Raw genomic sequence first — 23,037 nt, 5'->3', positions numbered from 1 at the left:
CGGTCCTCCTAATGCGCGATGCCGGAGCCGGCGGCCTCGTCGATCAGCCGTCCGCGCGCGAAGCGGTCGAGATCGAAGGGGCGGCTGACGTCGTGGTGCCGGCCGGTGGCGAGCAGATGCGCGAGCAGCGTGCCGCCCGCGGGGATGGCCTTGAAGCCGCCCGTTCCCCAGCCGCAGTTGAGGAAGAGGCCGGGCAGCGGGCTTTCGCCGAGGATCGGCGAGGAATCCGGCGTGACGTCGACGATGCCGGCCCATTGCCGCATCAACCGCAATTGCCGGAAGCTCGGGAACATTTCGAGCAGCCCCGAGATCACCGTCTCCAGCATCGGCAGGTTGCCGCGCTGGCCGTAGGAGGGAACGCGGTCGAGGCCGCCGCCGACGACGAGCTCGCCCTTGTCCGACTGGCTGGCATAGGTGCCCGTGGCCGGCGACAGGACGACCGTGTCGAGCGCCGGCTTGATCGGCTCGGAAACGCAGGCCTGCAAGGCATAGGCGGTGATCGGCAGGCGGAAGCCCGCCTTGGCGGCAAGATGGGAGGAATGGCCGGCGACGACCATGCCGACCCGCTCGGCGCGGATCTCGCCGCGGCTCGTCCTCACGCCGCGGCATCGCCCGCCCTCGACGAGGAATTCCTCGACCTCGCAGGACTGGATGATGTCGACGCCCAGCCGGTCGGCGGCCCGCGCATAGCCCCAGGCGACCGCATCGTGCCGCGCCGTGCCGGCCCTGCCCTGCCAGACGCCGCCGAAGACCGGATGGCGCGCATCCGGCGACATGTTAAGCAGCGGCAGCACGCGGCGCACGTCATCGATGCCGAAGAGCTCGGCATCCGTGCCGTTGATCTGCATGGCGTTGACGGTGCGCGCCGCCATCTCCATCTCCGCCTCGCTGTGGGCGAGCGTGATGATGCCGCGCTGGGACAGCATGATGTTGTAGTTGATCTCGCGGCCGAGCCCCTCGTAGAGCTTCAGGGCCATCTCGTAGAGCGCCGTGCTCTCGGGGAAGAAGTAGTTGGAACGCACGACCGTGGTGTTGCGCCCCGTATTGCCGCCGCCGAGCCAGCCCTTCTCGATGACCGCGACATTGCGGACATTGTGGACCCTGGCGAGATAATAGGCCGTCGCCAGCCCATGCCCGCCGCCGCCGATGACAAGAATGTCGTAGCGCGGCTTCGGCTGCGGCGAACGCCATGCCTGCTGCCAGCCCTTCTGGCCGGCAAGCCCTTCCTTGAAGAGCGAAAGCGCCGAATAGTGCCGCGTCATAGCAATCCATCCTCCGCGGGACGGAGCCGCCTCGGAAAGCAGGCGACGGCCGGATTCTTCCCCATGAATTCCCCCTGAGGCAGGCGTGCGCCTGCCGTCCGACGATTTCATATCTCCTCTGGACACGAATGTCCATTGATGCGCGGGAAGCATGCGACCCTTCTCCACATCGCCGGAGATGCGAAGGAAACCGTCCGTATAGGGATGAACGGAAATCAGCCGTCCGGCAGCAGGCGCCGCATCACCGCGCTGAAGTCCGCCACCTCGCGGTCCGAGGCCGGGCGGCCGGTGAAGGTCAGGAGATAGGAGCGCAGGTGCCCGAGGCGCTTTTCCCGGTCGTCGCCGATGCCGAGCGTGAAGTGGCCGACCTGCGTGAAATAGAGCACGCGCGCGCGGATGAAGGCTTCCTCCGCCGGGTAGTCGTAGCGCTGGAACATGCGCGCGATGGCGTCCACGCGCTGGTCGTCCGCCCGGCCGACGACGGCGCGCACGGTGGCGTCGATCCGGCCCCAGGCACGCACGGCGGCGTCGAGGCCGGGGTCGAACAGCGCCGGATCCACCCAGCATTCGAAGATATGGCAGACGCCCTCGTTGACGCTCGCCGCCGGCAGGAGCGCGCGCTCGATGATCGGGCCGGTGTTCTTGCGCAGCCAGTATTCCAGCAGCTCGTGCTGCAAAGCCTGCAGATCCGCGAAGAACCAGTAGAAGCTGGAGCGCGACACGCCGAGCTTCCGGGCCATGACCTGGATCTTGACATGGCCGATGCTTTCCTCGACCAGCGCCTCGACGCCGGCCCTGATCCAGGCTTCGCGCGTCATGCGGCTGGCCGCCTGCCGCGCGGCGCCCCGTTTCGCCCCGGAAGGCCCTGCTGCGCTCACCTCGTCTCCCTTGGCATGGTTCTGCCCCGCCATGTTGCGCAAAGACCCGTCGATGGCAAGGCTGGTAACGTTACCGCGGGATGGCCGCGGCGCGGCCTTGCCTCAGGCGGGCGACATGCTAGCCTCCCTTCCGGATGCGGGAAAAAGCGGAGAGATCGAGCGTGCACGGATTCCAGCCGAAGGCGATGTTTCAGGCGGGCATCCGGATCGTCGCCGCCATGCTCCTCCTTGCGGCGGGCCTGCGCCCCGCATCGGCGGAGATCGCCTGGGGCGTGAACGGCCATCCCGTCAATTCCTATCCCGGCATTCCCCTCGCCGACCAGCTCGACCTCGTCGGCAGCCTCGGCGCGCAGTCCTACCGCGTCGACATCTCCCGGCTCGACGCGGCGGACAAGCTGGCGGAGCTCGTCGCCGCCGCCCGGGCGCGCGGCATCCGCATCCTGCCGGTCCTGACGCCCGACGTCGACCTTCAGGCGATGGGCGCGAGCGAGCTCTACGACAAGACCCGGGCGCTGGCAAAAGCGCTCGGCACGCGCTTCCGCGACGACATCCGCGTCTGGGAACTGGGCAACGAGCTGGAGAACTTCGCCATCATCCAGCCCTGCGAGAAGCGGGACGACGGCACGGTCTACCCCTGCGAATGGGGGCCGGCCGGCGGCGTCGGCGCGCTGGATTACTACGGGCCGCGCTGGGCGAAGGTCGCCGCCGTGCTGCGCGGCCTGTCCGACGGCATGACCGAGGCCGACCCGACCATCCGCAAGGCGATGGGCACGGCGGGCTGGGGCCATGTCGGCGCCTTCGAGCGCATGCGCGCCGACGGCATCCGCTGGGACATCTCCGTCTGGCACATGTACGGCGAGGACCCGGAATGGGCCTTCAAGCATCTTGCCGCCTATGGCCGGCCGATCTTTGTGACGGAGTTCAACCACCCGCTCGGCAGCCAGAAGGACGCCGGCGAGCAGGCGGAGGGTCTGGTGCGCTGGATGAAGCGGCTGCAGGAGCTTGCCGCCGGCTACCGCATCGAGGAGGCGCATGTCTACGAACTGCTCGACGAGACCTACTGGGCGCCGGATTTCGAGGCCTATATGGGGCTGGTGACGCTGGAGGGGAGCGCCGCGGCGGGATGGCGGATCGGCGAGCCAAAGCCGGCCTTCGCGGCCGTGCGCGGGCAGATCCTGGCGCCCGCGGCGAGCGCGCCGGCCTGCGACGTCGCCGGGACCGCCGCCATCGCCGAACCGACCTTCCGCAAGGCGGCGCTCGGCTACTGCCTCGTGCTCGGCCGGATGGTGGACCGCGCCGAGGCCGACGGTTGGGTCCGCGCGCTGGAGGGCGGGACGGGCGCGAGCGACATGGTGGCCGGCATGCTGGCCTCGGACGAGTTCCGGGAAAAGCACGCGGCCTCGCTTGCCAGCGACCGCGACTATGTCGACCTCCTCTACCGGCTCCTGCTGGGGCGCCCGGCCGACGGCGCCGGGCTCGACGGCTACGTGGCGCAGCTTCAGGCCGGCGTGGCGAGCCGCGAGACCATCGCCCGCGCCCTCATGCAGTCGAGCGAGTTCTCGGCAAGGGTCGGCCCCTGGTAGCCCCTCGCGGTCAGGCGGAGCGGCGGAAGCCTTCGCTGGCGGCAAGCAGGCCGCGCGTATAATCCTCGTTCACCCTGCGGGCGGCAAGGTCGGCGGCGGTCAGTTCCTCGACCGTGCGCCCGCCCTGCATCACCATCAGCCGGTCGCACATATGGGTGACGACGGCAAGGTCGTGGCTGACCATGACGAAGGTGAGGTTGCGGGCGGCGCGGATCTGCTCCAGCAGGTTCAGCACCTCCGCCTGCACGGAGGCATCGAGCGCCGAGGTCGGCTCGTCGAGCAGCAAGATCGAAGGTTCGAGGATCAGCGCGCGGGCGATCGCCACGCGCTGGCGCTGGCCGCCGGAAAGCTGGTGCGAATAGCGGAAGCGGAAGCCGGAGCCGAGCCCCACCTCGTCCAGCGCCCGCACGATGCGGGCCTGCGTATCGGCAAAGCCGTGGATGGCGAGCGGTTCCAGCAACAGCCGGTCCACCGTCTGGCGTGGATGCAGCGAGCCGTAGGGGTCCTGGAAGACCATCTGGACCTTGCGGTAGAAGGCCTTGTCGCGCTTTTGGCCGAGCGGCTTGCCGTCCACCGCGATCGTGCCGGCGGAAACCGGCGCAAGGCCCGCGACGGCGCGCAGCAGCGTCGACTTGCCGGAGCCGGATTCGCCGACGAGACCGTAGGATTCGCCCGGCGCGACCGAGAGGCTGACATCGTCGAGCGCCGTGAAGTCGTCATAGACGACGCCGAGGCCGTTGATGGCGAGGGCCGGCGTCATGTCCGCCACTCCGGCTTGCGGTCGAGCACCGGCAGCGGGTGCCGGTCGGCGCCGATCTGCGGCATGCAGTTGAGCAGGCCGCGCGTATAGGGATGCTGCGCCTCGGAGAGCCTTTCGGCCGGCAGCTCCTCGACGATGCGGCCGGCATACATGACGATGACGCGGTCGCAGAAGGAGGAGACGAGGCGCAGGTCGTGCGAGATGAAGATCAGCCCCATGCCGCGCTCGGCGACCAGCCGGTTGAGGATGTCGAGCACGTCGAGCTGCACCGTCACGTCCAGCGCCGAGGTGGGCTCGTCGGCGATCAGCAGTTCCGGGCCGGCGACGAGCATCATGGCGATCATCGCGCGCTGGCCCATGCCGCCTGAGACCTCGTGCGGATAGAGGCCGAAGACGCGCTCGGGATCGCGGATCTGCACGGCGGCGAGCATGTCGAGCGCGCGCTTTCTCGCCTCCGCCCGGCCGACCGGCTCGTGCGTGCGCAGCGTCTCGACGATCTGGCGGCCGATGGTCATGACCGGGTTCAGCGAATATTTCGGGTCCTGCAGGATCATGGCGATGCGCCTGCCGCGCAGCGCCCGCCGCTCGGCCTTCGACGCCTTGAGAAGGTCGATGCCGTTGAATTCGAGGCGCTTCGCCGCGATGACGCCGTGCTCGGCGGTCAGTCCCATGATGGCGCGGCCGGTCTGCGACTTGCCGGAGCCGCTCTCGCCGACGATGCCGAGCCGCTCGCGGCCGAGCGTGAAGGAAACGCCACGCACGGCCTCCACGACGCCGGTGCGCGTCGGGAAGAAGACGCTGAGATCCTCGACGTTCAGAAGCGCGCTCACTGGCCGCTCCCCCTGGGGTCGAGCGCGTCGCGCAGGCCGTCGCCGAGCAGGTTGAAGCCGAGGCTGACGATGAGGATGGCAAAGCCCGGCATGGCGGCGACCCACCACTGGTCGAGGATGAAGCGGCGGCCGGAGGCGATCATCGCGCCCCATTCGGGCAGCGGCGGCTGCGCGCCGAGGCCGAGGAAGCCGAGGCCGGCGGCGGTGAGGATGATGCCCGCCATGTCGAGCGTCACGCGCACGATGAGCGAGGAGATGCAGAGCGGCATGATATGGCGCAGCACGATGCGCCAGGGCGAGGCGCCCATGAGCTGGACGGCGAGGATATAGTCCGAATTGCGCACCGTCAGCGTCTCGGCGCGCGCGATGCGCGCATAGGGCGGCCAGGAGGTGATGGCGATGGCGATGATGGCGTTGCCGATGCCGGGGCCGAGCGCGGCGACGAAGGCGAGCGCCAGCACGAGCTTGGGAAAGGCGAGGAAGATGTCGGTGATGCGCATCAGCACCGCGTCCACCCAGCCGCCGGCATAGCCCGCGACGGTGCCGACCAGAAGGCCGAGCGGCGCGGCGATGACCGCCACCAGCAGCACGACCTGGAGCGTGAGGCGCGAGCCGTAGATGAGGCGCGAGAGGATGTCGCGGCCCTGGTCGTCCGTGCCGAGCCAGTGGCCCGGCCCCGGCGTCATGAGGCGCGCCTTGGCGAGGTCGCCGACATAGGGCGAATGCGGCGCGATGAGCGGCGCGAAGATCGCGAGGAAGACGAGGCCGAGGATGATCACCAGGCCGAACACGGCGAGCCGGTTGGCGGTGAAGCGCCGCCAGGCGACATAGGCGCGGCCGAGCCTTGCCTGGAGGCGCGATTGCGGCCGGTCGGTCAGGAGCCATTCGCGGCGGGTCATGGCGGCGTCGCTCATCGGGTCCTCGTTCGTGGATCGAGCATGCGGTAGAGCACGTCGGACAGAAGGTTGATGGCGATGAAGACGGAACCGATGACGATGGTGCCGCCGAGCACCGCGTTCATGTCGGCGTTCTGCAGCGAATTGGTGATGTAGAGGCCGAGGCCCGGCCAGGCGAAGACGGTCTCCGTCAGCACCGAGCCTTCGAGAAGGCCGGCATAGGAGAGCGCGATGACCGTGACGAGCGGCACGGCCGCGTTGCGCAGCGCATGGCCCCAGATGATGCGGGTCTCCGACAGGCCCTTGGCCCGCGCCGCGACGATATATTCCTGGCCGAGCTCGTTGAGCATGAAGGAGCGGGTCATGCGGCTGATATAGGCCATGGAGAAATAGCCGAGCAGCGAGGCCGGCAGCACGAGATGCGAGACGATGTCGCGGAAGGCGGCCCAGTCGCGGTTGAAGATCGCGTCGACAAGGAAGAAGCCGGTGACGGGCGTGAAGGTATATTCGAACACCACGTCCATGCGGCCCGGCCCCGAGGTCCAGCCGAGGCGGGCATAGAAGACGAGGAGCGCGAGAAGCCCGAGCCAGAAGATCGGAACCGAATAGCCGATGAGGCCAACGATGCGCACCACCTGGTCGGCGATGCTGCCGCGCTTGACGGCGGCCAGCACGCCGAGCGGAATGCCGATGGCCGCGCCGATGATGGTGCCGACCGTGGCAAGCTCCATCGTCGCCGGGAAGACGCGGCGGATGTCCGTCATGACGGGGTTGGTGGTCAGCACCGAGGTGCCGAAATCACCCTGCAGGACGCCCTTCAAGTAGAGCCAGAACTGCTGGTAATAGGGCAGGTCCAGCCCCATCTCCAGCCGCACCCGCTCGATGACGCGCGCCGGCGCGCGGTCGCCGACGATCGCCAGCACCGGATCGATCGGCACGACGCGGCCGATGAAGAAGGTGACGGCGAGCAGGCCGAGATAGGTGGTGGCGACGACCACGAGGAAGCCGGCGACCGATTTGAGCCTCGCATAGGCGCGCCGGTTGGCGCGCCTTGCCGGCGTTGCCGTTTCACTCATGCCCAAGGAACTGGCCCTTCCGGCGCATGGCCTGGATCACTCGCCCTTGGAGACGGGTGCGAGCGGGTTGGAATCGAAGCTCGGGCCGAGCGTGTAGCCCTTGACCTTGCCGCGAACGCCCGCCACCTCGATCTGCTGGAAGATCATCACGAAGGGGCTGGTGTCCAGCGCTTCCTGCTGGAGCTTCTTGTACATCTCGGCGCGCTTGTCGGAATCGCGTTCCAGAAGGGCGGCCTTGGCCTGTTCGGTCAGTTCCGGGATGTCCCAGGCATTGCGCCAGGCGAGCGTCTTGACGGAGGCGTCGTCGCCGTTGTCGGGGTTCGAGGTGAAGGCTTCCGCGTTCGAGTTCGGATCCCAGTAGTCCATGCCCCACTGGCCGATATACATGTCGTGGTTGCGGGCGCGGTACTTGGTGAGCGTCTGCTTGCCGTCGCCGGGGATGATCTCCACCTTGACGCCGGCCTGGCCGGCGGTCTGCTGGAAGGATTCGGCGATGCCCGTCACGGGCTGCGTGTTGCGCACGTCGAAGGTGACCGAGAAGCCGTCCTTCAGGCCCGCCTTTTCGAGCAGCTCCTTGGCCTTGGCGACGTCGAACGTGTAGGGGCTCGCATCGAGCGCGCCGAGCACGCCCTTGGCCTGGTAGGTCTGGCGGATCTCGCCGATGCCCTTGATGAGGGTCGCGCCGATGGCGTCGTAGTCGACGAGGTATTTCAGGGCCTTGCGGACCTCCGGCTTGGCCAGCGTCTCGTTCTTCTGGTTGAGGCTGATATAGTAGACCGTGCCCTTCGGCGCGCTGACGGTGGTGAAGTCCGCCTTGCCGGAAACGGCCTCGAGGTCGCCCGGCTCCAGGTTGCGCGCGACGTCCACGTCGCCGGCTTCCAGCATCAGGCGCTGCGTCGCGCTTTCCTTGACATGGCGGTAGATGACGCGGGCGAGCGCGGCCTTCTCGCCATAATAGTTGTCGTTGCGCTCGAGCACGACGATCTCGTTGGCGCGCCAGTCGCGGATCGTGAACGGACCCGAGCCGGCATAGTGCGTCTTCATCCAGGCATAGCCGAAATCGGTGTCGTACTTGTATTCGTCGTTCGGCGTGGTGGATTCGGCGTGCTCCATCACCAGCTTCTTGTCGAGCACGGCGCCGACGGTCGCGGTGAGGCAGTTCAGCACGAAGCTCGGCGCATAGGGCTTGTCGACGGTGAAGACGAAGGTGCCCTCGTCCACGGCCTTCGCCTTTTCCGCGACGTTGTCGCCGGTCAGGCCGAACTGGGTGAGGATGAAGGCGGGGCTCTTGTCGAGCTTGACGACGCGCTCGAAGGACCAGGCGACGTCCTCGGCGGTGATCGGGTTGCCGGAGGCGAACTTGATGCCCGGCTTGAGCTTGAACGTATAGGTCAGGCCGTCGTCCGAAACGGTCCAGCTCTCGGCGACGCCGCCCTTGACCTTGGTCGTGTCCGCAACGTCGAGGCGCACGAGCATGTCATAGGCGTTGCCGATGAATTCGGCCGGCGTCAGCTCGAAGGATTCGGCCGGGTCGAGCGTGATCGTGTCGTCGATGGCCCAGGCCTGGACGAGCGTGTCGGCGGGCGTCTCGGCGAAGGCGGGCGCCATGCCGCCCGACACGAGAAGCAGCGAGAAGGCCGCGCCGGCGAGCAGCGGGCGAATACGCATGTCGATCTTTTCCCTGTTCATTTCACGTTCCCCGTTTTCACGATTGTCCTTCAGCCCGGGCGCCGAGCGCGCGGAGGCCATTTTTCAAATACAATCATAATACTGGTGGCAAAAACAGCCCCCTTGGGCGCCAGTCCCGCTTTTCGTCCCTGCCGGCCGCCGCACCCGGTTGACGGGTGAATCGCCCCGTCAGGTCGCCGGGAGGTAGGGCATCACTTCCATCGCGCCGCGATAGATCATGTCGAGCGCGACATAGAGGATGATCGCAAGGCCGATATAGGCGATCCAGCGATGCTTGTTGAGCAGGCGGGCGATGAAGTTGGCGGCAATGCCCATCAGCGCGATCGATAGCGCAAGGCCGACGATGAGGACGCTCGGATGCTCGCGCGCCGCGCCGGCGACGGCCAGCACGTTGTCGAGCGACATCGAGACGTCGGCGACGACGATCTGCGTGGCGGCCTGGAAGAAGGTCTTGCGCGGCGCGCCTTCGAGGGCCTGGCCTTCCTCGTCGCCGTGGCCGGCATGCAGCTCGCGCCACATCTTCCAGCACACCCAGAGCAGCAGCAGGCCGCCGGCCAGCAGCAGCCCGATGATGGCGAGGAGATGCACCGCGACGGTGGCGAAGGCGATGCGCAGCACGGTCGCGGCGAGGATGCCGACGAGGATCGCCTTCTTGCGCTGCGAGGCCTCGAGGCCAGCCGCGGCGAGGCCGATGACCACCGCATTGTCGCCCGCGAGCACCAGGTCGATCGCGATGACCTGCAAGAGCGCCGTCAGGCCGGCTGCCGTCAGAATTTCCATGCTGTCCACCTTCGGGTCTGCGCAATGCAATGCCGGACAAGCCATCCCCTGCCCGCCGATTCCGATCAGTACCCTTTCGGATTTGCGCTTTGCAAGCCCGCTCTGCTTTCCGCGAGCGCCAGCGCCCCGCTCCTGACGGCATCGGGCAGGGCGAGCGCTTGCCGGCGCGCCAGGTCGAAATAGACGGAGACAGCGAAAAGTTCGGCGCAGAGGGCGCCGTCCGCCCTGTCGGTCAGGACGTGCCGGGTGGAAAGCGACGTGCGCCCGGCCTTCACCACGGCGCTGCGGATCTCGAACAGGCTGCCGACCGGCAGCTCGCGGCGGAAGTCGATCTCGTAGCGGCGGTCGGCCCAGCCCTCCTGCCGTTCGGCGATCCAGGCCGCCGAATAGCCGGCGGCGGCCATGAGATGCCAGAGCGACTGGTCGAAGGCGGCGATGTAGAACTGCACGTTCATGTGCCCCATCGCATCGCACTGCGCGGGATAGACGACGCCCTGGAAGGTGAGAAGCGGCATGCGGAACCTCCTTTAACGGCCGATGGCCTCATGCAATAGTCGCCGGCCGAAGCATGAATTTGGGGAATGATGCGCATGGCGCGGCAGAGACGGCGGTTCGTCTGGGAAATCGACTGGAACCTCCTGCGGACCTTCATGGTGATCGTGCAGGAGCGCGGCCTGACGGCGGCGGGCGACAAGCTCTCGCTCAAGCAGCCGACCGTCAGCAATGCGCTGAAGCGGCTGGAAACCCACATGGGCTGCCGCCTCGTGGAGCGCAACGCCTCGCATTTTTCCGTCACGCCGGCCGGCCAGCGGCTGTTCAGCGAATGCGTCGCGCTGTTCGAGATCGTTTCCGGCCTGCCGGAGCACATGGAGGAGCAGCCCGGCGACCTCACCGGCCATATCGAGATCGCGCTTGCCAGCCACGTCGTCTGCCCGTTCTTCGACGAGGTGCTGGCGCGCTTCCATCGCGCCTTTCCGCAGGTCACGCTCTCCATGGCGGTCATGGCGAGCCAGGACGTGGCGGCGGCCGTCCTCAACCGGGATGCCGGCTTCGGCGTCTGCCTGGTGCAGGAGCGGCATCCCAAGCTCGACTACGAGGTGCTCTACCGGGAGAGCTTCGGCTATTTCTGCGGCGCGCGCCATCCGCTGTTCGGCGTGCCGGACCTGCCGCTGGCGGCGCTGCGCCACGAGCCCTACGTCTCCTTCAAGACGGACCAGATGTCCGGCGCGCTGTGGCCGGTCGCGCTGCTGCGCCAGCAGGAAGGATTCGAGGGCCAGACCGTCGGCACCTCCTCGCATCTGGAGGAGGTCAAGCGCCTCATCATCGCCGGCTTCGGCTTCGGGCCGCTGCCGGTACATGTCGTGGAGGAGGACGTGCGCGCCGGCCGCCTCTGGCGCCTGCCGCCCTACGAGGGCGCGCCCGTCGTCGACGTGCATCTCGTCCATGACGGCGCGGCCCGCCGCGGGCGGGCGGAGGCGATCCTGCTTGCCGAACTGCGCCGGGCGATCGCCGCGATACCCTTCGAACAACGCACCTACCCCGAGGCTCAGCCGGCCCGCGAGCCGAAGCCCGCGAGGAAGGACGTCAGGTTGTCGCCGAGTTCGTCGCAGAGATAGCCGCCCTCCTGCACGATCACCGTCGGCAGGCGCAGCGCGCCCACCGCCTCGGCGATGCGGGCGAAGCCCGGCGTCGAGACGGAAAGGCCGCCGAACGGGTCCTTCTCGAAGGCGTCGAGCCCGAGCGCAACGACCAGCGCATCCGGCGAGAAGGCCTCCACCCGGCGGATCGCCGCCGCAAGCGCGTCGAGATAGGCGGCGTCGCCGGACTTGCGCGCCAGCGGCAGGTTGAGATTGTAGCCAAGGCCGGGGCCTTCGCCGCGCTCGTCCGCATGGCCCCAGAAGAAAGGGTAGAAACGCACCGGATCGGCATGGATGGAGACGGTCAGCACGTCGGCGCGCTCGTAGAACATGCCCTGCGTGCCGTTGCCGTGATGCAGGTCGACGTCGAGGATGGCGACGCGACGCGCCTGTTTCAAAAGGTGCTGCGCGGCGATGCCGGAATTGTTGAAGAAGCAGAAGCCGCCCGCCACGTCCCGGAACGCGTGATGGCCCGGCGGGCGGCAGAGCGCATAGGCCCAGGGCTCGCCGGCCATGACGGCCTCGGCGGCCGAGACGGCGGTCGAGGCGCTCCACCGGGCGCTTTCCCAGGTATGCTCGGAGATCGGGCAGGAGGTATCGGCCATGTGGTAGCCGGCCTGGCCGACCGCCGAGGCCGGGTAGCTGCCGGTGCGGGCGATGGGATGGATGTTCGGGATCACCTCGGCCGAGGCGCCCTCGATGCGCTGCCAGCGCTCGTGGATGCGGCCGAGGAAGTCGATATATTCCGGCGTGTGCACGGCCGAGACCGGGCCGAGGCCGTGATCCGCCGGCCGCTCGATCGAAAGCCCCGCCGCCCGCGCGCCGGACAAGAGGCGCTCGACGCGCTCCGGCTGCTCCGGGTTCGGCTGCGGCGCGCCGCTCGACAGGAAGAAGCTTGGATTATGCCGCTTCTGTTCTTCCGCAAAAAAGGTCTTCATGGTTCCCCCTCACCGGCGAAGGCATCGAACGCCGCGCCCTTGATCATGTGGATCTGCTCGTCGCGGGAATGGCGGATGCCGAGCCGCTCGTAGAAGGCCTGCGCCCTGACGTTCTCCACGTCGACGGACAGCCGCAGGTAGCGCGCGCCGCTTGCCCGGCCGCGCCGCGCCGCCGCCTGCAGCAGCCGTTCGCCGATCCGCCGGGCGCGGAAGGCGTCGGCGACGAAGAGGTCCTGCACGTAGATGCCCGGCGCGCCCATCCAGGTGGAAAAGCTCGGGAACGTCAGGCAGAGGCCGGCGAACGCGCCGCCCGCCTCGGCGATCAGCACCTCGAAGGCCGCCGCCGCGCCGAAACCGTGCCGGCCGACGTCGTCGACCGTCGAGACGAACTTGCCCTCCGCCCCCATGCCCGCCGCCAGCGCCTTCAGCGCGGCATGGATGGCGGCGGCATCGTCCTTTGCCGCCGGGCGGATGCGGATATCGTCCTGCATGGCTCTCCCTTTCAGAATGCGACGCGGTCGCCGCCCTTGAGGCCCAGCATGGCACGCGCCTCGTCCGGTGTCGCGACGTCGAGCGAGAGGCCTTCGAGGATCGCGCGGATGCGGCGCACCTGGTCGGCATTGGACGTCGCCAGGTCCCGGCCGTCGTAGAGGCTGTCCTCCAGCCCGACGCGCACGCTGCCGCCCATCGTCGCCGCCATGGTGATCATCGGCATCTGCCGGCGTCCGGCGGCAAGCACGGAGAAGCGGTAGTCGTCGCCGAACAGCCTGTCGGCGATGCGCTTCATGTGCACCAGGTTTTCCGGATCCGCCCCGATGCCGCCGAGCACGCCGAAGACGAACTGCATGAAGGGCGTGCCGGAAACGAGGCCGCGGTCGCGGAAATGGGCGAGCGTATAGAGATGCCCGACATCATAGCACTCGAACTCGAAGCGCGTGCCGCAGCCCTCGCCGAGGCGTTTCAGGATGGCCTCGATGTCGGCGAAGGTGTTGCGGAAGATCGTGCCGCGGGTCGCTGCCAGCAGTTGCGGCTCCCAGGCATGCTGCCAGTCGCGCGGCCTCTCGAGCATCGGGTAGAGGCCGAAATTCATCGAGCCCATGTTGAGCGAGCACATTTCCGGCTCGGCGGCGAGCGCGGCGGCGAGCCGCTCCTCCAGCGTCATGACGGAGGAGCCGCCTGTCGTGATGTTGATCACCGCGTCGCTCGCCTGCTTGATGACCGGCAGGAAGCGCATGAAGACGGCGGGATCGGCCGTCGGCCGGCCGTCCTCGGGATCGCGGGCGTGAAGGTGGAGGATCGAGGCCCCGGCCGCCGCCGCCGCGATCGCCTCGGCGGCGATGTGCTCGGGCCGGTAGGGCAGGTGCGGCGACATGGAGGGCGTGTGCACCGAGCCGGTGACCGCGCAGGTGATGATGACCTTGTTCGGCTTCATGGCCCGCTCCTACCCTAGCACCGGCAGCGAAAGCTCGCCGGCAAGCTGGGCGAGCGTGGCGTCGAGGATCGCCACGATCTCGCCGACCTGCTCCTGCGTCGTGATCATCGGCGGGCAGACGAGGAAATGGTCGCCCTCGACGCCGCCGCGCGTGCGGCGCGAATAGATGATCAGGCCGCGCTCGTAGGCGATGTCGACGACGCGCTGGTAGGCGTCGAGCGCCTTCGGCAGCGGCGCCATGGTCTGCCGGTCCGAGACGAACTCGGCGGCCAGCAGCAGGCCCTTGCCGCGCACGTCGCCGATGAAGGGATAGCGCTCCGCAAGCCCCTCCAGCTCGGCCTTCATGGCCTCGCCGATGCGCGCGGCGTTGCCGAGCAGGTCGAGCCGCTCGATCTCGTCGAGCACGGCAAGCCCCGCCGCGCAGGCGAGCGGGTTGCCGGCATAGGTGTAGCCGTGGGCGAAGCCGCCGCGGTCGAGCACGGGCCGCACCAGCCGCGAATGGGCGATCATCGCGCCGAGCGGGCAATAGCCGGCGCCGAGCCCCTTGGAGAGCGCGACGATGTCCGGCCGGCAGTTCCAGTGGTCGCCGCCGAGATAGCGCCCGGTGCGGCCCGCCCCGCTCATCACCTCGTCGTGGATGAGCAGGATGCCGTACCTGTCGCAGATCTCGCGGATGCGCGGATAGTAGCTGTCGGGCGCGACGAGCGCGCCGGTGGAGGCGCCGCCTATGGGCTCCATGATGAAGGCGAGCACGCTCTGCGGCCCCTCCTCCAGGATCTTCTCCTCCAGCATGTCGGCATAGCGCACGCCGCGCTCTTCCAGCGAGAGATTGTCGCGGTCGAGATAGGCGGTGGGCGCCTTGATGTGCGGCATGTCGCGCAGCATCGGCAGGAAGGGTTTCTTCAATGCGTCGTAGCCGGTGACGGCAAGGGCGCCGAGCGTCGAGCCGTGATAGGAGGGAAAGCGCGAGATCGCCTTCCAGCGCTCCGGCTGGTCGGTGGCGAGCGCCCATTGCCGGGCGAGCTTGAGGCAGGATTCCACCGCCTCCGACCCGCCGGACACGAAGAACACCCGGTCGAGCCCCTCGGGCATGTGGCCGGCCAGCCGGCGCGCGAGGTCCTCGGCCGGCTGGTTCTCGAAATGCAGGCGATAGGCGAAGGTCGCCTTGTCCATCTGCCGCTTCATGGCGTCGAGCACGTTGCGGTTGGAATGGCCGATATTGACGACCATCGCGCCGCTCGACCCGTCGATGACCCTGCGGCCGTGCTCGTCCCAGATGTAGATGCCCTCCGCGCGGTCGGCGAGCGGCCGGCGCAGGCGGGACTGGTAGAAGAGATGAGATGCCGGGCGTTCGCCCGCTGGTGTCGGTTGCTGGCTCATGACGGGTCCATGAAGGAGAGTGGCGGGTTTCGACGGCCGGGCGACGGGTCTAGCCGTTGAGGAACTTCCTGAGGAAGCTGCGGGTGCGCTCCTGCGCCGGGTTGCGGAAGAGCGCGTCCGGCCGCCCCTCCTCGACGACCGCGCCGTCCGCCATGAAGATCACCCGGTCGGCGACCTCGGCGGCAAAGCGCATCTCGTGGGTGACGATCACCATGGTCATGTGCTCGCTCGCAAGCTGCTTCATGACGAGGTTCACCTCGTCCACCAGCTCGGGATCGAGCGCCGAGGTCGCCTCGTCGAACAGCATGACCTTCGGCTGCATGGCGAGCGCCCTCGCGATGGCGACGCGCTGCTTCTGGCCGCCGGAAAGCCGGGCCGGGAAGGCGTCGATCTTGTCGGCAAGGCCCACCTTGTCGAGCATCTCCAGGGCGAGCGCGCGGGCCTGCGCCCTGCCCATGCCCTTCAGCCTGACCGGCGCGATGGAGATGTTCTCGGCCACGCTCAGGTGCGGGAAGAGATTGAAGTGCTGGAACACCATGCCCATCTGCTGGCGCACGCGGTTGATGTGCTTTTCGAAGGCGCGGCGGTCGAGCGTCTGGTTGACCTGCACGCCGTCCAGCCACACCTCGCCGCCGTCGAGCGTTTCCAGATGGTTGATCGAGCGCAGCAGCGTGCTCTTGCCCGAACCGCTCGGGCCGATCACGGCGACGATCTGGCCGCGCGCCACGCTGAAATCGATGCCCTTCAGCACCTCCAGCGGGCCGAAGAACTTGCGCGCGCCGCGCACCTCGATCATCGGACGGACATCGTTCATCGCGAAAGCTCCACTTTCCGTTCGATCCCCCTGAGGACCGCTTCGAGGACGAGGTTGAGGATGTAATAAAGCGCGGCCGCCGTCAGGTAGAATTCGAAGGGCCGGTAGGTCTCGCTGATGACGAGCTGGGCGCTGTGCACCAGTTCGGCGATGCCGATCATCGAGACGATGGAGGATTCCTTGAGGAGCGCGATCATCATGTTGCCGATGGCCGGCACCGTGTTGCGCAGCGCCTGCGGCACGACGATGTAGACGCGCGTCTGCCAGGCGCCGAAGCCGAGCGAGCGCGCCGCTTCCGTCTGGCCGCCGTCGAGCGCGGCGATGCCGGCGCGGAAGATATCCGCATTGTAGACCGCAAAATGCAGGCTGAGGCCGATGATGCCGGACCAGACCGCCGGAATGTCGATGCCGACCTGCACGAGGCCGAAATAGATGAGGAAGAGCTGCAGCAGCAGCGGCGTTCCCATGAAGAGCCACATGAAGAGGCGCACGGGATAGCGCAGCACCGGCGGGGCATAGAGCACGACAAGGGCAAAGCCGATGCCGGCGACGATGCTGAGGACGGCAGAGGCGGCGGAGATGACGACGGTCCACCAGAGGCCCTTGCCGATCAGCGGCCAGTATTCCGGCACGATGGAGAAATCCAGTCCCTGCATGGCTTACGCTTCCTCCGCATAGGCGCGGTCGAGCCGGTCGATGACCAGCGTGAGGCCATAGACCATGATCATGTAGAGCACCGCCGTCACCGCGAAGATCTCGAAGGGCTTGTAGGTGGAGCCGATGAAGCGCTGGGCCGTATAGGTCAGCTCGACGACGGAGATGGTGGCGACGAGCGCCGTGCCCTTGACCAGCGCCACGGCATTGACGCCGAGCGGGCGGATCATCAGCCTGGCGGCCTGCGGCAGCACGATCCAGCGCATGGACTGGCCCTCGCCGAAGCCGAGCGAACGGGCCGCCTCCATCTGCCCGCGATCGACGGACAGAACGCCGCCGCGGATCGATTCGGCCATGTAGGCCGCGATGTTGAGGCCGAGCGCGATGGCGCCCGCCGCGAAGGGCTCGAGCTGGATGCCGACCTGCGGCCCGCCGAAATAGATGAGGAAGATCTGGAGGAGCGCCGGCGTGCCGCGGAAGACGCTGACATAGGCCCCGCCGACGAAGCGCAGCACCGCCGCATGCGACAGGCGAAGCCCCGCGACGAGCGCCCCGACGGCAAGGCCGAGGGCCAGCGACAGCAGCGACAGTTCGACGGTCGTCCAGGCCGCCTGGACGAAGACGGGCAGAATGCGGCCGATGAGAGCGATGTCCATTCCCTGTTCCTCGGCGATCGGTCAGGCGGCCGGCCGGTGCGAACGCGCACCCGGCCGGATTATCCCTGGAGAGACGGGCGGGATCAGCGGATGTCCGCGCCGACCCACTTCATGGCGATGGCCTCGTAGGTGCCGTCGGCCATCATGTCGTCCAGCGCCTTCTGCATGGCGGCCTTCAGCTCCGGATTGCCCTTGCGCACGGCGATGCCGATCTTGTCCTCGGTGCCCGCGAATTCCGGCACGTCGAGCTTCACGACCTTCTCGCCGGTGTCCTTGACGGCGATCGAGACGGGGACGGCGTCGACGATCATCGCCTGGATGCGGCCGGCCTTCAGCTCGAGGAAGAGTTCCGGCAGGCCCTTGTAGGTGCGGATTTCCCAGCCGCCGCGCTCGCGCGCCCATTTCTCGTGGGTCTCGCCGAGGGTGACGCCGATCGTCTTGTCCTTGAGGTCGTCGATGGACGTGATGCCGGAGCCCTCGGCCACGAAGACGCCGCGGCCCGACTTGTAGTAGGGACCGACGAAATCGACCGCCTTCTCGCGCTCCGGGGTGATGGTCATGCTGCCGATGACGGAATCGTACTTGCCGGCGAGCAGGCCGGCGATGATGCCGTCCCAAGCGGTGCTGACGCCAGTGCCCTTCACGCCGAGGCGCCTTGCGATCTCGTTGCCGATGTCGACGTCGAAGCCGACGACCTCGTTCCTGTCGTCGACGAAGCTGAAGGGCGGATAGGCCCCGCTGTTGGCGAACTTGAACTCGCCGGCGGCCTTGATGGTCTCCAGGTCGTCCGCGCTGGCGGAAAGCGGCATCGCGACCGCCGAGAAGGCAAGGCCGGCGGCCACGGCATAGGACAGGATGGTCTTCAACATGATCGTTCCCCTTCGTTGGCGAAGGGCCTGCGCAACCCTCCGCGGCGAACTATGTCGGCAAGGCCATGCATTTCGCAAATAGATATATGAAATGGTATTCATAGCCTGAAGGAATGATATCGCGTCATTCCCCGCATGCGGCGAAGGCCGCGGCATGGCGGGCCGGCGCTCCCGGAAAAACTCGCGGGAACGCCGGCCTTCTCGCGTCGGCCGATTGCGGAACGCCTCAGAAGGTGAGCGCGCCATGCGCGCTGGCGACGGCCTTGCGCAGGTCGCCGATGGCGTCGTTGGAAGCGGCGGGAAGCTCCTGGCCTTCCAGCTCCTTCGGCATCTTCCAGCCGGGATCGACGCCGTCCATGTTGGGCAGCTCGTGGGCGATGCCCTTGTGGCAGTCGATGCAGGTCGCCCTGCCGGTCAGGAGATATTTCGAGTGGATGTCGGCGGCGCGCTGGGTCTGCTTGGTGAAGTCCATGGCGACGGAGGAATGGCAGTTGCGGCATTCCAGGCTGTCGTTCGCCTTGAGGCGCGCCCATTCGTGCTTGGCCAGCTCCAGCCGGTGATCGAGGAACTTCTCGCGCGTGTTGATCGTGCCGAAGATCTTGCCCCAGACTTCCTTCGAGGCCTGCATCTTGCGGGCGATCTTGTCGGTCCATTCATGCGGCACATGGCAATCGGGACAGGAGGCCCGCACGCCCGAGCGGTTGGTGAAGTGCACCGTGTTGGTCAGCTCCTGGTAGACGTTGTCCCGCATCTCGTGGCACGAGGTGCAGAACTTCTCGGTGTTGGTCAGCTCCAGCGCGGTGTTGAACGCGCCCCAGAACATCACGCCGCCGACGAAGCCGCCGAGCGTCAGGAAGGCGAGGCTGAGGGTCGCCGCCGGCGTCGTCAGCACGGTCCAGACCCACAGAAGGATTGCCTTGATGCGCGCCATCATCATTCGCTTCCCGCGCCGGTGACGCCGAGCTCGCTCATGTCCTTGAACGTGTTGCCGACGAGCGGTTTGTGATCGGCCTGCGGCACATGGCAGGCGGTGCAGAAGTAGCGGCGCGGCGAGACGTCGGCGAGCATCTGCCCCTCGCGCGTCATGTAGTGGGTGACGCTGATCATCGGCGCGCCGGCATCCTGCGAGAACTCCCGCTTGTGGCAGGACAGGCACCGGTTGGCATTGACCGAAAGCTGGTAGCCATCGATCGAATGGGGGATGATCGGCGGCTGCTCGGGATAGGCACGCATGCGCCTGACGTCGTCGATGACCCATTTCGGCAGCGGATCGGCCGGAAGGGTCTGCATCTTGTCGCCGTCAGGACCGGAAAGCGCGGGCACCATCTGCGCCATGGCGCTCGTGGCGATGACGGCCGCGCCGATGGCGGCGAAAACCCACCTCGGGGAAGGGGTCAGGCGACGGGTTCGATCTTGACTGCGCATTTCTTGAAATCCGTCTGTTTCGAGATGGGGTCGGTGGCGTCGAGCGTGACCTTGTTGATGAGCTGGCTGGCATCGAACCAGGGCACGAAGATCACGCCCGGCGGCATGCGGTTGCGACCGCGGGTCTCGACGCGCGAGCGGATCTCGCCGCGCCGCGAGACGATGCGGATTTCCGAGCCCTGGTTGAGGCCGCGCTTGCGCGCATCGTCCGCATTCATGAAGCAGCGCGCGCCCGGGAAGGCCTTGTAGAGCTCGGGCACGCGCATGGTCATCGAGCCGGAATGCCAGTGCTCCAGCACGCGGCCGGTGACGAGCCAGGTGTCGTATTCGTCGTCCGGGGATTCGGCCGGCGGCTCGTAGGGCACGGCGATGATCGCCGCCTTGCCGTCCTTGTTGCCGTAGAACTTCACCCCCTCGCCGGGCTTCACATAGGGATCGTATCCCTCGCGGTAGCGCCAGAGCGTTTCCTTGCCGTCGACCACCGGCCAGCGCAGGCCGCGCACCTCGTGATAGGTGTCGTAGGGCGCAAGGTCGTGGCCGTGGCCGCGGCCGAAGGCGGCATATTCCTCGAACAGGCCCTTCTGGATGTAGAAGCCGAAGGCCTGCGCCTCGTTGTTGGCATGGTCGGCCTTGACCTCGTCGAGCGGGAATTTCGCCACGTCGCTCTCGGCGAACAGCACCTGGTAGAGCGTCTTGCCCCTGTAGTCGGGATTGGCCGCGAGGATCTCGGCCGGCCAGACCTCCTCCGTGGTGAAGCGCTTGGAGAACTCGACGAGCTGCCAGAGGTCGGAGCGCGCCTCGCCCGGCGCCTGCACGAGCTGGTGCCAGACATGGGTGCGCCGCTCGGCATTGCCGTAGGCCCCCTCCTTCTCCACCCACATGGCGGCGGGCAGGACGAGGTCGGCGCTCATCGCCGTGATCGTCGGATAGGCGTCCGAGACGACGATGAAGTTCTCCGGGTTGCGGTAGCCCTGGTAGGTCTCGTTCGCGGTGTTCGGGCCGGCCTGGACGTTGTTGTTGACCTGCACCCAGTAGAAATTCAGCTTGCCGTCCTTGAGCATCCGGTCCTGCTGGACCGCGTGGTAGCCGGGCTTTTCCGGGATGATGCCGTGCGGGATGCGCCAGATCTCCTCGGCATGCTTGCGGTGCTCGGGGTTCGTCACCACCATGTCGGCCGGCAGGCGGTGGGCGAAGGTGCCGACCTCGCGCGCCGTGCCGCAGGCCGAAGGCTGGCCGGTCAGCGAGAACGGGCTGTTGCCGGGCTCGGAAATCTTGCCGGTCAGGAGATGCAGGTTATAGACCATCTGGTTCGCCCAGACGCCGCGCACATGCTGGTTGAAGCCCATGGTCCAGAGCGACATGACCTTGCGGTCCGGGTCGGCATAGAGCTCGGCGAGCTGCTTGAGGAAGCCGGCCTCGACGCCGGTCATCTCCACGGCCTTTTCCAGCGTGTATTCGGACACGAAGGCCTTGAAGGCCTCGTAGTCCATCGGTTCCGTCTTGCCGGGATCGGCGGAATTGGCCGCGTTCACCTCGACCGGATTGTCGGGCCTCAGGCCATAGCCGATGTCGGTGACGCCGCGCACGAACTTCGTGTGGTTCTTCACGAAGTCCTCGTTCACCCGGCCGGACTGGATGATGTGGTTGGCGATGTAGTTGAGGATGACGAGGTCCGTGCCCGGCTTGAAGATCATCGGGATGTCGGCGAGATCCATGCTGCGGTGGGTGAAGGTCGACAGCACCGCCACGCGCACATGCTCGTTGCCGAGCCGCCGGTCGGCGATGCGCGTCCACAGGATCGGATGCATCTCCGCCATGTTCGAGCCCCACAGCACGAAGGCGTCGGCATGCTCGAAATCGTCGTAGCAGCCCATCGGCTCGTCCATGCCGAAGGTGCGCATGAAGGCGACGGCGGCGGACGCCATGCAGTGGCGGGCATTGGGATCGAGATTGTTGGAGCGGAAGCCGGCGCGCATCAGCTTGGTGGCCGCATAGCCCTCGAAGATCGTCCACTGGCCGGAGCCGAACATGCCGACCGCGGTAGGCCCCTTCTCCTTCAGCACCTTCTTGGCCTGCTGGGCCATCACGTCGAAGGCCTCCTCCCAGGTCACGGGCTCGAACTCGCCGTCCTTGGCATAGGCGCCATCCCGCTTGCGCAGCAGCGGCGTCGTCAGGCGGTCGGCGCCGTACATGATCTTCGACAGGAAGTAGCCCTTGATGCAGTTGAGGCCGCGGTTGACCTCGGCCTGCATGTCGCCGTGCGTGGCGACGACCTTGCCTTCCTTGACGCCAACCATGACGCCGCAGCCGGTGCCGCAGAAGCGGCAGGGCGCCTTGTCCCACTTGATCTCCAGCGCGCTCACCCCGCCCGGCACGGGCTGGGCGGCAGCGGGCAGCGCAATGCCCGCCGCTGCCGCCGCGACGCCCGCCGCCTGCGCCTTCAGGATGTCACGCCGCGTCAGTTCGCTGCCCATCAGCCTCGTCCTCTTCCATATCGACATGTTCGAAAACCATATTTGCGGCGATCACGCCGTCGAGAAGGGAGATGCGCATCAGCGTATCCCCGAGCACGCCGGTCGACGGCCCCTCGATGACGATGACGATCTTGCCCTTGCCAACGCCGTGCACCTCGACATTGTCGAAGCCGCCGAGGGCGGCGAGCACGCCGTCGAGACAGCCGGGCCCTGCGGCGATCACCGCGCTTGAAATGTGATGGCGCCGCGCCTCAGGCATGGGCGGCCTCCATGGCGCGCGGCGCGGCCTCGACCGCGCCGACGGGACAGACCGCGATGCAGGCGCCGCACCCCGTGCAGGCCGCCGCGTCCAGCTCCGGCACGAACGGGCCGCCGCGCACCGGGCGGAAGCGGATCGCGCCCGTGGGACAGGCGTCCCGGCAGGCCTGGCAATCGACGCGGTGGAACGGCAGGCAGGCGGCGGCGACGGAAACGACGTGGTCGAAGCGGGCCGCCGGGACGCCGGTGAAGACCGGCTCGGGACAGTGCTCGGCGCAGGCGCCGCAGAAGGTGCATTCGCCGAGGGAGAAATCGAGCGCCGGCACGCCGCCGGCAAGGCTGACGATGCCCGCCGGACAGTGCTCCACGCACCGGCCGCAGCCGGTGCAGGCGGCAAGCGCCTCCTCGGCGATGCCGGGCGGGCGGATGCGGACGGTCTCGCTGCGCCCGCCTCTCAGGAAATCGCGTCTCGACAGGGCTTCGTGCTGCATCGCCGCGCCCTCAATGGCCGGGCGGGCCGGGCGGCCCGTAGAGGATCTGGAACATCCAGACGAGGAAGCCGTAGCCCCCCACGACCCCCACGGCCACGACGGGCCAGATGCCGAAGGCCAGCACGAGGAAGGTGATCAACTCCCGGCGGCGGGACGATCCGGGCACCTGCGAAGGCGCTTGTTCTGCCTGGAATTCGGACAAGGCTTTCTTCCTTCGACGACAAATCACCGGGAAGATACTAGCATCGCAAAACC

The 23,037-nt window shown here is 67.7% G+C and carries 25 protein-coding genes; 2 read left to right on the top strand and 23 right to left on the bottom strand.

Translation table 11 applies throughout. The annotated features are described in order from the left end of the window. Positions 1–8: 8 nt before the first annotated feature. Both L0976_RS11300 and L0976_RS11295 read right to left on the bottom strand, forming a co-directional pair. A complete protein-coding gene (locus L0976_RS11300; protein ID WP_234187362.1) occupies positions 9–1,262 on the bottom strand; it encodes a sarcosine oxidase subunit beta family protein in 1,254 nt (417 codons plus the stop codon). Between the two features lie 215 nt (positions 1,263–1,477). Continuing rightward, positions 1,478–2,140: a TetR/AcrR family transcriptional regulator gene (locus L0976_RS11295; protein WP_234187361.1), complete on the bottom strand. Its 663-nt coding sequence runs from the start codon at positions 2,138–2,140 to the stop codon at positions 1,478–1,480. A 161-nt stretch (positions 2,141–2,301) separates the two neighbouring features. On the opposite strand from L0976_RS11295, the gene L0976_RS11290 reads away from it, so the two are divergent. Further along, entirely contained in the window at positions 2,302–3,723 is a 1,422-nt protein-coding gene (locus L0976_RS11290; protein ID WP_234187360.1) for a DUF4214 domain-containing protein, read from the top strand. Between the two features lie 10 nt (positions 3,724–3,733). Here L0976_RS11290 and L0976_RS11285 read toward each other — a convergent pair whose 3' ends face one another. The 7 genes from L0976_RS11285 to L0976_RS11255 form a co-directional block, all read right to left on the bottom strand. Then, positions 3,734–4,483, bottom strand: coding sequence for an ABC transporter ATP-binding protein (locus L0976_RS11285; RefSeq protein ID WP_234187359.1), 750 nt, complete (start codon positions 4,481–4,483; stop codon positions 3,734–3,736). Next, positions 4,480–5,313, bottom strand: a complete 834-nt coding sequence (locus L0976_RS11280) for an ABC transporter ATP-binding protein (RefSeq protein ID WP_234187358.1) — start codon at positions 5,311–5,313, stop codon at positions 4,480–4,482. The genes L0976_RS11285 and L0976_RS11280 overlap by 4 nt, the downstream gene beginning before the upstream one ends. Continuing rightward, positions 5,310–6,227, bottom strand: coding sequence for a nickel transporter permease (gene nikC, locus L0976_RS11275; RefSeq protein WP_234187357.1), 918 nt, complete (start codon positions 6,225–6,227; stop codon positions 5,310–5,312). Before nikC ends, L0976_RS11280 begins: the two co-directional genes overlap by 4 nt. Beyond that, entirely contained in the window at positions 6,224–7,285 is a 1,062-nt protein-coding gene (locus tag L0976_RS11270) for an ABC transporter permease (RefSeq protein WP_234187356.1), read from the bottom strand. Before L0976_RS11270 ends, nikC begins: the two co-directional genes overlap by 4 nt. Positions 7,286–7,321: 36 nt before the next feature. Further along, positions 7,322–8,974 (bottom strand): ABC transporter substrate-binding protein, encoded by a 1,653-nt coding sequence (locus tag L0976_RS11265; protein WP_234187355.1) that lies wholly within the window; start codon positions 8,972–8,974, stop codon positions 7,322–7,324. Positions 8,975–9,142: 168 nt separating this feature from the next. Next, positions 9,143–9,754, bottom strand: coding sequence for a TerC family protein (locus L0976_RS11260; protein ID WP_203320395.1), 612 nt, complete (start codon positions 9,752–9,754; stop codon positions 9,143–9,145). Positions 9,755–9,819: 65 nt separating this feature from the next. Then, positions 9,820–10,269 carry a thioesterase family protein gene (locus L0976_RS11255; protein ID WP_203320394.1) on the bottom strand — a complete coding sequence of 150 codons (450 nt, stop codon included), beginning with the start codon at positions 10,267–10,269 and terminating at the stop codon, positions 9,820–9,822. A gap of 75 nt (positions 10,270–10,344) precedes the next feature. Here L0976_RS11255 and L0976_RS11250 point away from each other — a divergent pair, with 75 nt between their 5' ends. Next, positions 10,345–11,370 (top strand): LysR family transcriptional regulator, encoded by a 1,026-nt coding sequence (locus tag L0976_RS11250; protein WP_203320393.1) that lies wholly within the window; start codon positions 10,345–10,347, stop codon positions 11,368–11,370. Here the strand turns inward: L0976_RS11250 and L0976_RS11245 are convergent. The 14 genes from L0976_RS11245 to napE all read right to left on the bottom strand — a co-directional run bounded on the left by L0976_RS11245 (position 11,301) and on the right by napE (position 22,948). Next, positions 11,301–12,329, bottom strand: a complete 1,029-nt coding sequence (locus tag L0976_RS11245; RefSeq protein ID WP_234187354.1) for a histone deacetylase family protein — start codon at positions 12,327–12,329, stop codon at positions 11,301–11,303. The genes L0976_RS11250 and L0976_RS11245 overlap by 70 nt on opposite strands. Beyond that, the gene (locus L0976_RS11240) at positions 12,326–12,820 is read right to left on the bottom strand and encodes a GNAT family N-acetyltransferase (RefSeq protein WP_234187353.1); all 495 of its coding nucleotides are present in this window, start codon (positions 12,818–12,820) and stop codon (positions 12,326–12,328) included. Before L0976_RS11240 ends, L0976_RS11245 begins: the two co-directional genes overlap by 4 nt. Before the next feature lie 11 nt (positions 12,821–12,831). Beyond that, on the bottom strand, positions 12,832–13,761 hold the full coding sequence (locus tag L0976_RS11235; RefSeq protein WP_234187352.1) for a 3-keto-5-aminohexanoate cleavage protein: 930 nt from the start codon (positions 13,759–13,761) through the stop codon (positions 12,832–12,834). 9 nt (positions 13,762–13,770) lie between these two features. Continuing rightward, a complete protein-coding gene (locus L0976_RS11230; RefSeq protein WP_234187351.1) occupies positions 13,771–15,141 on the bottom strand; it encodes an aspartate aminotransferase family protein in 1,371 nt (456 codons plus the stop codon). 49 nt (positions 15,142–15,190) lie between these two features. Further along, on the bottom strand, positions 15,191–15,955 hold the full coding sequence (locus tag L0976_RS11225) for an amino acid ABC transporter ATP-binding protein (protein ID WP_304951715.1): 765 nt from the start codon (positions 15,953–15,955) through the stop codon (positions 15,191–15,193). Further along, positions 15,952–16,611 carry an amino acid ABC transporter permease gene (locus L0976_RS11220; RefSeq protein WP_234187350.1) on the bottom strand — a complete coding sequence of 220 codons (660 nt, stop codon included), beginning with the start codon at positions 16,609–16,611 and terminating at the stop codon, positions 15,952–15,954. Before L0976_RS11220 ends, L0976_RS11225 begins: the two co-directional genes overlap by 4 nt. Before the next feature lie 3 nt (positions 16,612–16,614). Continuing rightward, positions 16,615–17,265 carry an amino acid ABC transporter permease gene (locus tag L0976_RS11215; RefSeq protein ID WP_203320387.1) on the bottom strand — a complete coding sequence of 217 codons (651 nt, stop codon included), beginning with the start codon at positions 17,263–17,265 and terminating at the stop codon, positions 16,615–16,617. Positions 17,266–17,348: 83 nt separating this feature from the next. Beyond that, positions 17,349–18,134 (bottom strand): ABC transporter substrate-binding protein, encoded by a 786-nt coding sequence (locus L0976_RS11210; protein WP_203320386.1) that lies wholly within the window; start codon positions 18,132–18,134, stop codon positions 17,349–17,351. 226 nt (positions 18,135–18,360) lie between these two features. After that, a complete protein-coding gene (locus L0976_RS11205) occupies positions 18,361–19,065 on the bottom strand; it encodes a cytochrome c3 family protein (RefSeq protein WP_234187392.1) in 705 nt (234 codons plus the stop codon). 2 nt (positions 19,066–19,067) lie between these two features. Beyond that, a complete protein-coding gene (locus tag L0976_RS11200; RefSeq protein ID WP_234187349.1) occupies positions 19,068–19,559 on the bottom strand; it encodes a nitrate reductase cytochrome c-type subunit in 492 nt (163 codons plus the stop codon). Next, positions 19,529–22,033 (bottom strand): periplasmic nitrate reductase subunit alpha, encoded by a 2,505-nt coding sequence (napA, locus tag L0976_RS11195; protein WP_234187348.1) that lies wholly within the window; start codon positions 22,031–22,033, stop codon positions 19,529–19,531. Before napA ends, L0976_RS11200 begins: the two co-directional genes overlap by 31 nt. After that, entirely contained in the window at positions 22,008–22,292 is a 285-nt protein-coding gene (locus L0976_RS11190; protein ID WP_234187347.1) for a chaperone NapD, read from the bottom strand. The genes napA and L0976_RS11190 overlap by 26 nt, the downstream gene beginning before the upstream one ends. After that, positions 22,285–22,782: a ferredoxin-type protein NapF gene (gene napF, locus L0976_RS11185; protein ID WP_234187346.1), complete on the bottom strand. Its 498-nt coding sequence runs from the start codon at positions 22,780–22,782 to the stop codon at positions 22,285–22,287. Before napF ends, L0976_RS11190 begins: the two co-directional genes overlap by 8 nt. Before the next feature lie 10 nt (positions 22,783–22,792). After that, positions 22,793–22,948, bottom strand: coding sequence for a periplasmic nitrate reductase, NapE protein (gene napE / locus L0976_RS11180; RefSeq protein WP_370577115.1), 156 nt, complete (start codon positions 22,946–22,948; stop codon positions 22,793–22,795). Positions 22,949–23,037: the final 89 nt, after the last annotated feature.

Source organism: Shinella sp. NM-101, from assembly GCF_021401195.1.
Classification (GTDB): domain Bacteria; phylum Pseudomonadota; class Alphaproteobacteria; order Rhizobiales; family Rhizobiaceae; genus Shinella.
This window is presented reverse-complemented; position numbering and strand designations above follow the sequence as displayed.

Excerpts from the sequence above, each read along its gene's own strand:
- L0976_RS11300 (WP_234187362.1), bottom strand. The coding sequence starts at position 1,262 with ATGACGCGGCACTATTCGGCGCTTTCGCTCTTCAAGGAAGGGCTTGCC.
- L0976_RS11205 (WP_234187392.1), bottom strand. The coding sequence starts at position 19,065 with ATGGCGCGCATCAAGGCAATCCTTCTGTGGGTCTGGACCGTGCTGACG.
- L0976_RS11285 (WP_234187359.1), bottom strand. The coding sequence starts at position 4,483 with ATGACGCCGGCCCTCGCCATCAACGGCCTCGGCGTCGTCTATGACGAC.
- L0976_RS11210 (WP_203320386.1), bottom strand. The coding sequence starts at position 18,134 with ATGTTGAAGACCATCCTGTCCTATGCCGTGGCCGCCGGCCTTGCCTTC.
- napA (WP_234187348.1), bottom strand. The coding sequence starts at position 22,033 with ATGGGCAGCGAACTGACGCGGCGTGACATCCTGAAGGCGCAGGCGGCG.
- L0976_RS11240 (WP_234187353.1), bottom strand. The coding sequence starts at position 12,820 with ATGCAGGACGATATCCGCATCCGCCCGGCGGCAAAGGACGATGCCGCC.
- L0976_RS11225 (WP_304951715.1), bottom strand. The coding sequence starts at position 15,955 with ATGAACGATGTCCGTCCGATGATCGAGGTGCGCGGCGCGCGCAAGTTC.
- L0976_RS11220 (WP_234187350.1), bottom strand. The coding sequence starts at position 16,611 with ATGCAGGGACTGGATTTCTCCATCGTGCCGGAATACTGGCCGCTGATC.
- L0976_RS11255 (WP_203320394.1), bottom strand. The coding sequence starts at position 10,269 with ATGCCGCTTCTCACCTTCCAGGGCGTCGTCTATCCCGCGCAGTGCGAT.
- L0976_RS11200 (WP_234187349.1), bottom strand. The coding sequence starts at position 19,559 with ATGCGCAGTCAAGATCGAACCCGTCGCCTGACCCCTTCCCCGAGGTGG.
- L0976_RS11230 (WP_234187351.1), bottom strand. The coding sequence starts at position 15,141 with ATGAGCCAGCAACCGACACCAGCGGGCGAACGCCCGGCATCTCATCTC.
- L0976_RS11260 (WP_203320395.1), bottom strand. The coding sequence starts at position 9,754 with ATGGAAATTCTGACGGCAGCCGGCCTGACGGCGCTCTTGCAGGTCATC.
- napF (WP_234187346.1), bottom strand. The coding sequence starts at position 22,782 with ATGCAGCACGAAGCCCTGTCGAGACGCGATTTCCTGAGAGGCGGGCGC.
- L0976_RS11190 (WP_234187347.1), bottom strand. The coding sequence starts at position 22,292 with ATGCCTGAGGCGCGGCGCCATCACATTTCAAGCGCGGTGATCGCCGCA.
- L0976_RS11215 (WP_203320387.1), bottom strand. The coding sequence starts at position 17,265 with ATGGACATCGCTCTCATCGGCCGCATTCTGCCCGTCTTCGTCCAGGCG.
- L0976_RS11235 (WP_234187352.1), bottom strand. The coding sequence starts at position 13,761 with ATGAAGCCGAACAAGGTCATCATCACCTGCGCGGTCACCGGCTCGGTG.
- L0976_RS11265 (WP_234187355.1), bottom strand. The coding sequence starts at position 8,974 with ATGAACAGGGAAAAGATCGACATGCGTATTCGCCCGCTGCTCGCCGGC.
- nikC (WP_234187357.1), bottom strand. The coding sequence starts at position 6,227 with ATGAGCGACGCCGCCATGACCCGCCGCGAATGGCTCCTGACCGACCGG.
- L0976_RS11245 (WP_234187354.1), bottom strand. The coding sequence starts at position 12,329 with ATGAAGACCTTTTTTGCGGAAGAACAGAAGCGGCATAATCCAAGCTTC.
- L0976_RS11250 (WP_203320393.1), top strand. The coding sequence starts at position 10,345 with ATGGCGCGGCAGAGACGGCGGTTCGTCTGGGAAATCGACTGGAACCTC.
- L0976_RS11270 (WP_234187356.1), bottom strand. The coding sequence starts at position 7,285 with ATGAGTGAAACGGCAACGCCGGCAAGGCGCGCCAACCGGCGCGCCTAT.